The sequence below is a fragment of the Cupriavidus basilensis genome, from assembly GCF_000832305.1.
Taxonomy (GTDB): Bacteria; Pseudomonadota; Gammaproteobacteria; order Burkholderiales; family Burkholderiaceae; genus Cupriavidus; species Cupriavidus basilensis_F.
Window position 1 is genome coordinate 3,969,174 of the sequence record NZ_CP010536.1, and the last position, 12,528, is coordinate 3,981,701.

8 protein-coding genes are annotated in these 12,528 nt (G+C 66.8%); 3 read left to right on the forward strand and 5 right to left on the reverse strand.

Annotated elements, in window-relative coordinates:
* Nucleotides 1-212 precede the first annotated feature (212 nt).
* Nucleotides 213-1,967, forward strand: coding sequence for an ABC transporter permease (locus RR42_RS18330; protein WP_043349948.1), 1,755 nt, complete (start codon nt 213-215; stop codon nt 1,965-1,967).
* Between the two features lie 81 nt (nt 1,968-2,048).
* Nucleotides 2,049-3,395: a nitrate/sulfonate/bicarbonate ABC transporter ATP-binding protein gene (locus tag RR42_RS18335; protein WP_043349951.1), complete on the forward strand. Its 1,347-nt coding sequence runs from the start codon at nt 2,049-2,051 to the stop codon at nt 3,393-3,395.
* 26 nt (nt 3,396-3,421) lie between these two features.
* Here the strand turns inward: RR42_RS18335 and RR42_RS18340 are convergent, their stop codons facing one another.
* The 5 genes from RR42_RS18340 to RR42_RS18360 form a co-directional block, all read right to left on the reverse strand.
* Entirely contained in the window at nt 3,422-5,932 is a 2,511-nt protein-coding gene (locus tag RR42_RS18340; protein WP_043349957.1) for an FUSC family protein, read from the reverse strand.
* A 34-nt stretch (nt 5,933-5,966) separates the two neighbouring features.
* Nucleotides 5,967-7,772: a M61 family metallopeptidase gene (locus RR42_RS18345; protein ID WP_043349960.1), complete on the reverse strand. Its 1,806-nt coding sequence runs from the start codon at nt 7,770-7,772 to the stop codon at nt 5,967-5,969.
* Between the two features lie 56 nt (nt 7,773-7,828).
* Nucleotides 7,829-8,818 carry an MDR family oxidoreductase gene (locus RR42_RS18350; protein ID WP_043349963.1) on the reverse strand — a complete coding sequence of 330 codons (990 nt, stop codon included), beginning with the start codon at nt 8,816-8,818 and terminating at the stop codon, nt 7,829-7,831.
* Between the two features lie 89 nt (nt 8,819-8,907).
* Nucleotides 8,908-9,657 carry a DsbC family protein gene (locus tag RR42_RS18355; protein WP_043349967.1) on the reverse strand — a complete coding sequence of 250 codons (750 nt, stop codon included), beginning with the start codon at nt 9,655-9,657 and terminating at the stop codon, nt 8,908-8,910.
* Between the two features lie 71 nt (nt 9,658-9,728).
* Nucleotides 9,729-11,000, reverse strand: coding sequence for a UbiH/UbiF family hydroxylase (locus RR42_RS18360; protein ID WP_043349969.1), 1,272 nt, complete (start codon nt 10,998-11,000; stop codon nt 9,729-9,731).
* 333 nt (nt 11,001-11,333) lie between these two features.
* Here RR42_RS18360 and ychF point away from each other — a divergent pair, with 333 nt between their 5' ends.
* The gene (gene ychF, locus RR42_RS18365) at nt 11,334-12,425 is read left to right on the forward strand and encodes a redox-regulated ATPase YchF (RefSeq protein ID WP_043349972.1); all 1,092 of its coding nucleotides are present in this window, start codon (nt 11,334-11,336) and stop codon (nt 12,423-12,425) included.
* The last annotated feature ends 103 nt before the right edge of the window (nt 12,426-12,528 follow it).

Genomic DNA, 12,528 nt, shown 5'->3' on the forward strand with positions numbered 1-12,528 from the left:
ATGCAGGTAACGTCCGCAGCACAACGACGCGCAAGGCGCGCCCTGTCGACAACCCGAAAACCCTGTTCATGACCTGAGCCAGCGTAGCGCAAGGCGCCCACGCGCTGGCTGGCACCACTGATCCGATCCATCCAGGCCCGCGGACCGCCCGGCCCCACCCGGCCCATACGGCCCATACGGCAACCGCAGCCAACGTTTCCACTGCCAAGATAATGCAGCAAGCCGAACACGACCAGGCCAGCTCGGTCACTTCCCGTGGCTACGCCAGCCAGCTGCTGACCGCGCCGCCGAACCGCTTCGACCTGGCGCTGCTGCCCATCATCCTGGCGGTGATCGTGCTGGTGGCCTTTGCCGCCCGCCAGATGAACGTGCCCTACCAGCCCGGTGAGCCGCTGGATGTGCACCTGGACATCGCCTACCTGCCCTACTACCTCATGCGCACCAGCATCCGCATGATGATTGCGCTGGGCGCCTCGCTGCTGTTCTCCTTCGCCTTCGCGGCGCTCGCCTCCAAGAACCGCACCGCCGAGAAAGTGATGGTGCCGGCGCTGGACATCCTGCAGTCGATCCCGGTGCTGGGCTTCCTGTCGATCACCGTGACCGGCTTCATCGCGCTGTTCCCCGGGAGCCTGGTCGGGGTGGAATGCGCCGCCATCTTCGCCATCTTCACCTCGCAGGCCTGGAACATGGCGTTCAGCCTCTACCAGTCGATCCGCACCATCCCGACCGACCTGGTGGAAGCGGCAGCCATGTTCCGGCTCTCTCCGTGGCAGAAGTTCTGGCGCCTCGAAGTGCCTTTCGCCATGCCGGGCCTGCTGTGGAACATGATGATGTCGATGTCCGGCGGCTGGTTCTTCGTGGTGGCGTCGGAAGCCATCTCGGTGTCTGGCAACGACATCCGCCTGCCGGGTATCGGCTCCTACATCTCGCTGGCGATCCAGCAGCAGAACCTGGCGGCGATCGGCTGGGCCATCCTGGCCATGCTGATCGGCATCATCCTCTATGACCAGTTGCTGTTCCGGCCGTTGATTGCCTGGGCCGACCGCTTCCGCTTCGAGACCATGGCGCAGGAGACCGAACCGCAATCGTGGCTGCTCAACCTGCTGCGCCGCTCGGAATGGGTACGCGTGCTGCTGGGCCGCACGGCGGCGCTGGCCGAACGCACGCTGGCCTGGGGATCCGGGCGCAAGGCGGTGGCGCCGAAGGCCAACGATGGCCGGCGCGCCATGTGGATCGAACGCGCCGGCAACGTCATCATCATCGTGATTGCCATGCTGGCGCTGTATCGCGTGATGCACTTCGTGCGCACCGAGGTGGGCTGGGCCGAAGTGGGCCATGTGCTGTGGCTGGGCACGCTGACCATGGTGCGGGTGATCGTGCTGATCGCGCTGGCCGCGGTGATCTGGGTACCGATTGGCATCCGCATCGGCCTGAACCCCAAGGTGGCGCGCGTCGCCCAGCCGGTGGCGCAGTTCCTGGCCGCCTTCCCGGCCAACCTGATGTTCCCGCTGGTGGTGATGCTGATCGTGCGCTTCGGGCTGAACCCGGAGATCTGGCTCAGCCCGCTGATGATTTTCGGCACGCAGTGGTACATCCTGTTCAATGTGATTGCCGGCGCGTCCGGCATCCCCACCGAACTCAAGCTGGCCGCGCGCAACTTTGGCCTGCGCGGCTGGCTGCTGTGGAAGCGCTTTCTGGTCCCTGCGGTGTTTCCCAGCCTGCTGACCGGCCTGGTGACCGCCGCCGGCGGCTCGTGGAATGCGAGTATCGTGTCCGAATACGTCACCTGGGGCGACCGCACGCTGGTCGCCACCGGGCTGGGCAGCTATATCGCGGAGATGACCTCCAAGGGCGACTTCCCCCGCATCGCGCTGGGCATCGGCGTGATGGCGATCTTCGTGGTGGGCTTCAACCGCCTGCTGTGGAACCGCCTCTACCTGCTGGCGCAGGAACGCACGCGTCTTTGAGCCGCCCTATGCCGCCCCATGCGGCCATACGCACCCAATACGCCACCCATTTGAAGCCCTGAATCTGAACGGAACTCCATCATGGCAAGCCCCACCGCAGACGCAAGCGAATCCGTAGTAGAGCTGCGCGGCGTCTCGAAAATCTTCCGCACCGCGGACCGCTCGGACCGCGCCGTGCTCGAAGGCGTGGACCTGACCCTCAAGCGAGGCGAGATCGTCGCCATGCTGGGCAAGTCCGGCTCGGGCAAGTCCACCCTGCTGCGCATCATGGCCGGACTGGTCGGCGCCGATCGCGGCGAGGTGCGCTTTCGCGGCCAGCCGCTGCGTGGCACCGCCGAAGGCATCGCCATGGTGTTCCAGTCGTTCGCGCTGTTTCCCTGGCTCACCGTGCAGCAAAACGTGGAGCTCGGGCTGGAAGCCCAGGGCGTGCACAAGGAAGAACGCGCGCGCCGGGCCGAGGCGGCGATCGACATGATCGGGCTGTCGGGCTTCAACAGCGCGCTGCCGCGCGAGCTCTCCGGCGGCATGCGCCAGCGCGTGGGCATTGCCCGTGCGCTGGTGACCGAACCCGACCTGCTGCTGATGGACGAGGCCTTCTCCGCGCTCGACGTGCTGACCGGCGAGACCCTGCGCGACGAAATGCTCGACTTGTGGGAAGACGGCCGCACCAATATCAAGTGCATCCTGATCGTCTCGCACAATATCGAAGAGGCGGTGATGATGGCCGACCGCATCGTGATCCTGTCGAGCGACCCGGGCCGTATCCGCGCCGAGGTGAAGATCCCGTTCCCACGCCCGCGCAACCGCGACTCTTCCCAGGTGCGCGGGCTGATCGACGAGGTCTACACACTGATGACGTCGCCCGCGGCGATGGGTCCGCGCGTCACCGCGCTCGCAGCCGCGCGCGATATCGGCTACCGCTTGCCGGACGCCGACATCAGCCAGATGGAGGCCATTCTCGACCTGCTGTGCGAAGCACCCTTTTTCGGCAGGGCCGACCTGCCGCACCTGGCAGAGGAAGCCGGGCTCACCGACGATGACCTGCTCCCGGCCTGCGAAGCGCTGCACCTGCTGCAACTGGCCACCATCGAGCGAGGCGACATCAGCGCCACCGGCCTGGGCCGCGCGTACTACGAGACGGAGCCGCCCGAGCGCAAGGTGTTGTTCGGCAAGCAGTTGCTGCAGCACGTGGCACTGGCCGCGCATATCCGCCGCGAACTGGAGCAGTCCGAGGACGGCGAGATCCGCGAAGAGCATGTGCTGCGCGAGCTCGAAGCGTTCCTCAAGCCGGACGAGGCCGAGCGCGTGCTGACGCTGGCCATCGAATGGGGCCGCTATGGCGAGGTGTACGAATACAGCTACAACAGCGGCATGCTGACGCTGCCCCGCGAGGAGCAGCCGGCGCCGGGCGCGGGCACGCAGGCCTGATTGGCGCGGCCCGGCCTCTCAGGTTCCTAGCGCTCGCGCATGGCCCTGCCGATCGCGCCGGTGCGCAGGGCGATCTTGGCGGTGTCCTCGCGCAGCGCGCGCAGGCGGCGCTCCAGGATGGCATTGGCGGTGCGTCCGGTGGAGCTCGCCGTGCTGACGATGCTGCCGGCTTCGCTGGCAGCCCGGCTCAACTCGCCCGAGGCCGCGGCCTGCACCAGCACATCGGCGCGGCGGCGGTCGGCCGAATCGGCCAGGCGGGCGCGACGCTCGCTGGCGTCTTCGGCAGCGGGCTGCGCGGTGAGCGCTTCCGTGGCGATGGCAGCATCGGCGGCGCGCACGGCCTGGGCATCGGACACCGCCGCAACGTCGGCGCCACCGGCACCATGGGCAGCACCATCGGCAGCACCATGGACAACACCAACGGCGACCGCCACGTTGGCACCAACACGATCGTTCACCAGCCCTGCCGTCTCCGCGGCTTTCACCGGCGCCTTCGCCTTGGCCGGGTCCTTCACCGTGCGAATGAAACCCGCGCCCCGCCCGCCGGCACGATCATCCTCGGCCAGCCTTTCGCTGGCCAGTTGCAGGCTATTGGCTGCGGCGTCGGTGGCCTGGCGGATGGCGGCTTCTGCGGCCGGCAGGTCCAGCTCGCCGTAGTGCTCGCGCACCTGGATGCGCGCCGCCGCCACGTGCGCCGCCACCAGGTAGTTCTGCACGATGAAACGGTTCAGGTTGTCCACCGCGCGATGCCGGCTCTTAGGCTCGTCGAGCATGCGCTGGAACGACCCGATCAGCGCGGACAGGCTGTCCATGAACTGCTTGCGCTGCACCCGGTAGGCAAAGTCGTCCTTGGCCACGCGCAGCAGCAGGTCGCGTGTGGCGGCAATATAGCGGCGGTTGGCCTGCAGCACGTTTTCCACCAGCGCGGGCAGCGCGCGGTATTCCCAGCTGGGCAGCACAAAGCTGAACACCGTGGCGATCACGCCGCCGATCACGGTATCGATCAGCCGCTCGCCCGCGACCGTGGCGCTGCCCGGCACCAGCAGGTTGATCTGGATCAGCACCTGCACGCAGGCGGCAACAGCCGTGTAGCGGTACTTGATCGTGGAGAACGCCGTGCCGGCCACCAGCGCCAGGAACAGCACGCCCAGCAGGATCAGCGGCTGGTGCACGACCTTGAGCACGCCCACCGCAATCACGCAGCCGATCAGCGTGCCGATCAGGCGGTCGTTGTAGCGCTGCTTGGTCATGCTGAAATTGGGCTTCAGGATGACGATGATGGTCAGCAGGATCCAGTAGCTGTGCGACACATACGGCAGGTGCTCCGCAATCCACAGCCCGGCGCCCACCGCCATGGTAATGCGCAGCGCAAAGCGGAACGCCGGCGACTTCCAGTTCAGGTTGTCGCGCAGCACCTTGAGCTCGTAGCGCTGGCGCGTCAGGAACGGTGTCATGTCCGGCCCGGGCAGCACCTTGCTAGGCTCCACCGGCGTGCGCGATGCCTCGTGCAGCTGCTCCACCAGCACGATGGCACCCTTGATCATGTCGAGCGTTTCCGCCGCCGCCGTCATCGCCGCCGGGTTGATGTGGTGGTAGCGCAATTGCGCGATCTCGTGCGCGACGGCGCGCAACTCTTCCCGGTAGTCCACCGAAGCGTAGGAAGGCCGGCCGCGCGTGATGTCGTAGGCGATGCCCTCCACGTCCTTGCACATCAACTGCACCAGCCGGCGCAAGTGATCGAGTACCGGCGTGCTGCCAAAGGTCTGGCGCAGCAGCGGGTAATCGGTATTGGTGGAGAGGATGTACTCGTACAGGTCCAGCATGCGCATGTGGACCTGCACCAGCAGCCCGTCATGCGTAGTGCGGTTGCCGCGCAGCACCAGGTCGCGCGCGGCCTGCTGGCGCTCCGCCACCACGATCTGCTGGCGCACCAGCTGGTTGAACAGCACCTCGTAGTCGCTGCCAGCGTCGTAGAAACCCGCCTTGATCTCGAGGTACCCGGCCATCTCGTACAGCGACTCGGCCAGCACCTGCTGCTTGGTGCGCCGCTGCGTAGCCCAGCTCACCGCCATCGCATACGCCATATAGGCCACCGCGCCGATGCCGAACAGCAAGGAATGCTCGAGCGCGCGCCGCACCACGAAGTCCTCGTTGATGGTGAGCGTCATGACGAACAAGGCCGAGAACTGCAATGGCAAGGTCTTGTTGCCATACGCCGTCATCATGCCGGCCATGAAGGTCACCAGCACCAGCACCAGCGGCATCACGCGCGGGAACGGCGTGGCCATGGCCACCAGCAATGTCACCGCCGTGCACAACAGCACGCTGGCCAGCATCTCGTTGAACTTGTGGTTGAACGGGCTGGGCAGATCCATCAGGCTGGTGCACAGCGCGCCCATCGACACCACCATGGCGGTGGGCAGATCCGCGAACTGCAAGGCGATCAGCGTGGCGCCGATCACCCCGGTCGCGGAGCGCAGCCCGCGATACACGTAATGCGAATAAACGAAGGTGCGGGCGTCGTGCGCGTATTGCATGTGGCGGCGATCGGGGCGTTGGTGGCTATTCGGCCTACAGGCCCAGCCAGCGCGCGCGCATGGCCTGGCGGCCGCCTTCGGCCGTCACGGTGTACTGCGCCGCCGGCTCGCGCGCGAAGGTCAGTGGCAGCACATGCAGCTCATCGCGGCGGAACACGTGGCACTCGGCGCTATCGCCGTCGCGATACCGTGCCAGCAGCTTGTCGAGCTGGCCAGGGGCGACACGCAGGCCGTCCACCGCGGCCAGCAGGTCGCCCGCCGAGATCCCGGCCGCCTGGGCCGCGCCGCCGTCGAGCACCTGGGTCACGCGCACCCAGCCATCCTCGGTCTTGGTCTTGATGCCGAGCGCGGCGTTGCGCTCGGGCTTGGTCGGCACCGCCTTGATGCCGAAGGGCTTGAGGAGCGCAGCGAGTTGCATCTCGCCGGTGCCTTCGGTGAGCGAGCGCAGCAGCGCGCCCAGGCGCAGGCCGCTGACCTCATCGAACAAGGCGTGCACCTCGGCCTCGGTCACGCCGCGCTGCTGCGCGCCTGGCGCATAGAAGCCGCTGCCGTAGCGCCGCCACAGCGCGCGCATGATGTCGTCGAGCGAGCGGCGGTTGCGGGTCTTGGTGCGGATGGTGAGATCCAGCGCCAGGGCAACGAGCGAGCCCTTGGTGTAATAACTGACGATGGAGTTGGGCGCGTTTTCGTCCTGGCGGTAGTACTTGGTCCAGGCATCGAACGAGCTATCGGCCACGCTCTGCTTGGTGCGGCCGTTGCCGCGCAGCACGCCGTTCCAGGTCTTGGCCAGCAGCTCCACGTACTGCTTCTCGGTGATGCGCCCGCTGCGCACCAGCATCAGGTCATCGTAATAGCTGGTGAAACCCTCGAACAGCCACAGCAGCGGCGTGTAGGTTTCCTCGCGCAGCCGGTAGGGCACGAACGCCGCGGGCTTGATGCGCTTGACGTTCCAGGTATGGAAATACTCGTGGCTGCACAACCCGAGGAAGGTGCGGTAGCCCTCGGTGGCTTCTTGCTTGCCGCGCGCCGGCAGGTCGGCGCGCGCGCACATCAGCGCGGTGCTGGCGCGATGCTCCAGGCCGCCGTAGCCGTCCGTCGTGACCATGGTCATGAACACGTAGCGGTGGTTGCTGTCGAGGAATGGCGCAGCCTCGGTCTCGGGCTCGAACAGGCGGATCTGCGCTTCGCAGATCTGCTTCAGGTCGCGGCAGACGCGCTCGAGATCGAGCTGCGGCACGCGGCCCGTGAACACCACGTCGTGCTGGGCGCCGCAGGCGCGGAAGCTGCCCATGGTGAAGTTGCCCATCTCAACCGGGTGATCGACCAGTTCGTCGTAGTCGGCCACCTGGTAGCGGCCGAAGCCGTAGCGCTTGGCGCCACCGCGCCCGGGCGCCTCGCGCATGGCCGTGGCGACCCGCCAGCCGGCATAGGCCTCGCCGGCGGGCGCATGGATATCGACCGTGCAGGGCAGGTCTGCCTGCCCTTCGGCGCAGAGGAAGACCGAGCTGCCGTTGAAGAAGCCGTGCGTGGCGTCCAGGTGCGCTGCGCGCACCGACAAGTCCCAGGCGTAGACCTCATAGCTGAGCGTAAGCGGCCCGTCCACCGGGGCCGCCTGCCAGCTCTGCTTGTCCAGCTTGGTCAGCGCCACCGGCTTGCCGCCGGCCTGCGCGCGGATGCGCACGATATTGCGTGCGAAGTCACGGATCATGTAGCTGCCGGGAATCCACGCCGGCAGGTAGAACTGCTGGCCGGCGGGATGGGGGGCGTCTACCGTGACGGTGACGGCGAACAGGTGCGCTTCCGGTTGAAGCGGGGCAATGGCGTAATGGATCGGCTTCATGAGCGTGATTGTAGCGCCATGCCCGCCCCGGACTACGCGCCGGACTACGCGCCAGATCAGGCGTTGACGTTCACCACCACGCGGCCGCGCATGCCACCGTCGACGATCTTGCGCCCGGCCTCGATCGCCTCCGACAAGCCGATCTCGCGGGTGATCGCGCGCAGGCGATCCGGCTCCAGGTCCTGCGACAGCCGCTGCCAGGCCTGCTCGCGCAAGGCCATCGGGGCCATCACGCTATCGATGCCGTAGAGCGTGATGCCGCGCAAGATGAAGGGTGCCACCGAAGCCGGGAAATCCAGCCCCTGCGCCAGCCCGCACGCGGTGACCGCGCCGCCGTAGCGCACCTGCGCGCAAGCATTGACCAGCGTGTGCGAGCCCACCGAATCCACCACCGCCGCCCAGCGCTCCTTCTGCATCGGCTTGTTGGGCTTGCCCAGCTCCGCTCGGTCGATCACCTCGGCCGCGCCCAGCGCCTTGAGGAAATCCGCTTCGGCCGTCTTGCCGGTGGAGGCCACCACGCGATAACCCAGCTTCGACAGGATGGCGATGGCCACCGAGCCCACGCCGCCCGAGGCGCCGGTCACCAGCACCTCGCCATCGCCCGGCTTGATGCCAGCGCGCTCCAGCGCCAGCACCGACAGCATGGCGGTATAACCGGCCGTGCCGATGGCCATGGCCTGCCGGGTGTTGAAGGCAGGCGGCAGCGCCACCAGCCAGTCGCCCTTGAGGCGGGCGCGCTGCGCCAGGCAACCCCAATGCGTCTCGCCCACGCCATAGCCATTGAGCACAACCTTGTCGCCGGCCTTCCAGCGTGCATGCGTGGATTCCAGCACCGTGCCGGCACCATCGATGCCCGCCACCATCGGCCACTTGCGCACCACCGGCGAGCGGCCGGTAATGGCCAGCCCGTCCTTGAAATTGATGGTGGAGTAGTCGATGGCCACCAGCACGTCGCCCTCGGCGGGCAGGCTGGATTCGTCGAGCGCGGTAACGGCGGCGTGGGTCACGCCGTCGGCCTGGGTCAGCAGCAATGCCTGGAACGTCATGGGGTCTCCTTCGGGTTCTTGATTTTCAACCAATGGCGACCGGTCGGCTCCGGCACGGCGGCGCCGGGAAAGCCGCCGGCGCAACGTGCTTACTTCTTGAGGCTGGCGAGCTTGCGCTCGAGCGTGGCGGCGTCGGCTGCGCCGGGAATGCGGGTGCCGTCCATGAAGAATACGGCCGGGGTGCCGGTGATGTTCAGGCTCTGGCCGAGCGCCAGGTTGTCATCGACCGGCGTCTTGCAGTTGCCGTTGCCGGCCAGCGCCACGTGGCTCAGCATCCAGTCGCGCCAGGCCTTGGTGCGGTCAGCCGAGCACCAGACCTGCTTGGCTTTTACCGACGAATCCGGCGACAGCACCGGGTACAGGAAGGTGTAGACAGTGATGTTGTCCATCTGCTGGAACGTCTGCTCGATGCGCTTGCAGTAACCGCAGTTGGGGTCGGAGAACACCGCCACCTGGCGGCTGCCATCGCCCTTGCTCCACTTGATCGCGCGCGCCAGCGGCAGGTCCGACCACTTGATGCGGTTGATATCGGCCAGCCGTTCCTCGGTCAGGTTGGTGCCGGTCTTGGAGTCCACCATCTCGCCGTTGATGATGTAGCGGCCGGTGGCATCGGTGTAGACCACCTGGCCACCGATGTTGACCTCGAACAAGCCGGGCACGGGCGTCTTGGCCACGCTCTTCACTTCAGCGCGCCCGCCCAGCATCTTTTGCACCGATTCCTTGATGCGGTCGGTGCCGGGCTCGCCCGCCGCCATGGCGTGCAGCGCGAAGCCGGCAGCCGCGATGCCGCCAACGATGGTGGCGCACAGGGCGGGACGGCGGCGCAGGAAATGCAACATGATGACTCCAGTAATTCGATGATTCGGTTCGCGCGAGCGAGCTCAGGATTCAGGTTTCAAGGGGCGGGCGCTCAGCCCAGCGCGCGGCCGATAAGAAAACGCTTGAGCAGCGACTGGCTACCCACGACCCGCATGCCGGCATTGCGCACCGTGCGCGCCACGCCGCCAGGCAGGGAAAACAGCCGATGCAGGCCATCGGTAGCCGCCGTCAGCGACAACAAATCGGTGGCGCGCGCGCGCTCGTAGCGGCGCAGCAAGCGCAAGTCGCCTTCTGCGCGGAAAGACTCTTTGGCGGCCATCACGCGGCCAAGTTCCGCCACATCACGCAAACCCAGGTTCATGCCCTGCCCCGCCAACGGGTGCACCACGTGGGCGGCGTCGCCCACCAGTGCCACGTGCGGCTGCACAAACTGATCGGCGCGCTGCAGCACCAGGGGGAAGCCCTGCGCCGGCGTCACGCAGCGCAGCGCGCCAAACTGGCGTCCCACTGCGCCGCTGGCGGCCTGCATCACGGTATCGGCCAGCGCCTCGGGCGACAGCGCCAGCAACTCGCTCGCATGGGCATCGTCGGCCGACCACACCATCGACACGCGCTGTCCCGGCAACGGCAGCAACGCCAGGATCTCGCCGTTGGCCGGCTCCTCGTCCGCCATCAGCTTGGGCGGCGTGCCCAGGAACCACTGCCAGGCCGTGTCCTGGTGCGGCAGCTCACATTCGAAATTCGCCACGACGCCAAGCTGGCGATAGTGGCGCTTGGTGACCGGAATGTGGCATTGCTCGCGCACCCACGAGCGCGCGCCATCGGCGCCCACCACGCAAGCCGCGCGCACCTTGCCGCCGCCGGCCAGGGTCAGCGTCACGCCATCATGGTCGCGCGCGAACGCCGCAGCCGTATCGTCATGCCAGTGCACCTGGTGCTGGAAGCGCAGCGCGGTATCGAGCACGCGCTCCACATGGCCGGATTCGATGATCCACGCCAGTTGCGCAACGGTGGCCGCGTAGGCCGAGAAATGGAGATCACCGGCAGCCGAGGCATTCGCCTGCGCCGCGCTCGCATCGCCGAACACGCGCATGTCGCACACCGGCTGCATCCGCGCCGGGTCCAGCGCCTCCCACACGCGCAACTGCTCCAGCAGGGCTTGCGAGCTCGCCGAGAAGGCGTAGATGCGGCTGTCCCACTGGCCAGGATCCGCTGTAGCGGCGGAAGCTGCGGAAGCGGGAGAGCGCGGCGCAACCAGCGCCACCTGCATGCCCTGCTGGGCCAGCAGCAACGCACAAGCCTTGCCGACGATGCCGCCGCCAACCACGGCAACCTGGAAACGGGAGGGAGATGGACGAGTCATGCATGGATTATAGCCACCCCGGCACGACGGCTTTGGTGCGCCCTCGCGCGCATGAAGCGCCGCCCAGGCGCCTGCGGCAAAGGGGCGCACGCCCGCGAGGCGCGCAAATTCAGCAGGCAGCAGGCGTGGCCAGCCGGTTCAGCGCAACGTCCGGCGAGGTTACAATAGCCATCTTTCTGATGGCACCCCAGCACAAAACCGGTGAGCAACGCCCCGCTTTGGCTGTGTTGTCTCGTGCTGAACCCTCCCCTCTGCGTCCCCATCGCTGCGCCATTCCAGTGCGCCGGACGCACCCAGGGTGAACCGCAACCCATTGATTTTTAAAGGTTTACCATGAGCCTCAAATGCGGCATCGTCGGCCTGCCCAACGTCGGCAAGTCCACGCTGTTCAACGCCCTGACCAAGGCCGGCATCGCCGCCGAGAACTATCCGTTCTGCACCATCGAGCCCAATGTGGGCGTGGTGGAAGTGCCGGATACGAGGCTCGCCAAGCTGGCCGAGATCGTCAAGCCCGAGCGCATCCTGCCGGCCGTGGTCGAATTCGTCGACATTGCCGGCCTGGTGGCCGGCGCGTCCAAGGGTGAAGGCCTGGGCAACCAGTTCCTGGCCAACATCCGCGAAACCGACGCCATCACCCACGTGGTGCGCTGCTTCGAAGACGACAACGTGATCCACGTGGCCGGCCGGGTCGATCCGCTGTCCGACATCGAAGTGATCAACACCGAACTGGCGCTGGCCGACCTCTCCACCGTCGAAAAAGCCCACGCACGCTACATCAAGCCCGCGCGCGCCGGCGACAAGGAAGCGCTGCGCCTGGTGGCCGTGCTGGAAAAAGCCCAGGCCGTGCTCAACGAGGCCAAGGCCGTGCGCACGCTCGACCTGTCCGATGAAGAATGGGCCGCCATCAAGCCGCTGTGCCTGATCACCGCCAAGCCCACCATGTACGTGGCCAACGTGCGTGAAGACGGCTTCGAGAACAACCCGCACCTGGACGCCGTGCGCGCCCACGCCGCCAAGACCAAGTCGCCGGTGGTAGCCGTGTGCGCCGCCATCGAAGCCGAGATCGCCGACCTCGACGATGCGGACAAGGCCGAGTTCCTGGCCGACCTCGGCATGGAAGAACCCGGCCTGGATCGCGTGATCCGCGCCGGCTTCACCCTGCTCGGCCTGCAGACCTACTTCACCGCCGGCGTGAAGGAAGTGCGCGCGTGGACGATCCATGTGGGCGACACTGCTCCACAGGCGGCCGGCGTGATCCACACCGACTTCGAACGCGGCTTCATCCGCGCCCAGACCATCGCCTATGAGGACTTCATTACCTACAAGGGTGAGCAAGGCGCGAAGGAAGCCGGCAAGATGCGCGCGGAGGGCAAGGAATATGTGGTGAAGGATGGCGACGTGATGAACTTCTTGTTCAACGTCTAAGCCGGACGGTTCATTTCAGACCATCCCACGGTATCCCAAAAAGCCCCGTAAAGCCTTGTGCCTACGGGGTTTTTTGTTTCCTGTCATATCACATCACTTCTTG

What these genes read in the sequence shown, in the direction of transcription:
- RR42_RS18350 (WP_043349963.1), bottom strand. Translation starts at nt 8,818, where the DNA reads ATGACGTTCCAGGCATTGCTGCTGACCCAGGCCGACGGCGTGACCCAC.
- RR42_RS18340 (WP_043349957.1), bottom strand. Translation starts at nt 5,932, where the DNA reads ATGCAATACGCGCACGACGCCCGCACCTTCGTTTATTCGCATTACGTG.
- RR42_RS18335 (WP_043349951.1), top strand. Translation starts at nt 2,049, where the DNA reads ATGGCAAGCCCCACCGCAGACGCAAGCGAATCCGTAGTAGAGCTGCGC.
- RR42_RS18345 (WP_043349960.1), bottom strand. Translation starts at nt 7,772, where the DNA reads ATGAAGCCGATCCATTACGCCATTGCCCCGCTTCAACCGGAAGCGCAC.
- RR42_RS18355 (WP_043349967.1), bottom strand. Translation starts at nt 9,657, where the DNA reads ATGTTGCATTTCCTGCGCCGCCGTCCCGCCCTGTGCGCCACCATCGTT.
- RR42_RS18330 (WP_043349948.1), top strand. Translation starts at nt 213, where the DNA reads ATGCAGCAAGCCGAACACGACCAGGCCAGCTCGGTCACTTCCCGTGGC.
- ychF (WP_043349972.1), top strand. Translation starts at nt 11,334, where the DNA reads ATGAGCCTCAAATGCGGCATCGTCGGCCTGCCCAACGTCGGCAAGTCC.
- RR42_RS18360 (WP_043349969.1), bottom strand. Translation starts at nt 11,000, where the DNA reads ATGACTCGTCCATCTCCCTCCCGTTTCCAGGTTGCCGTGGTTGGCGGC.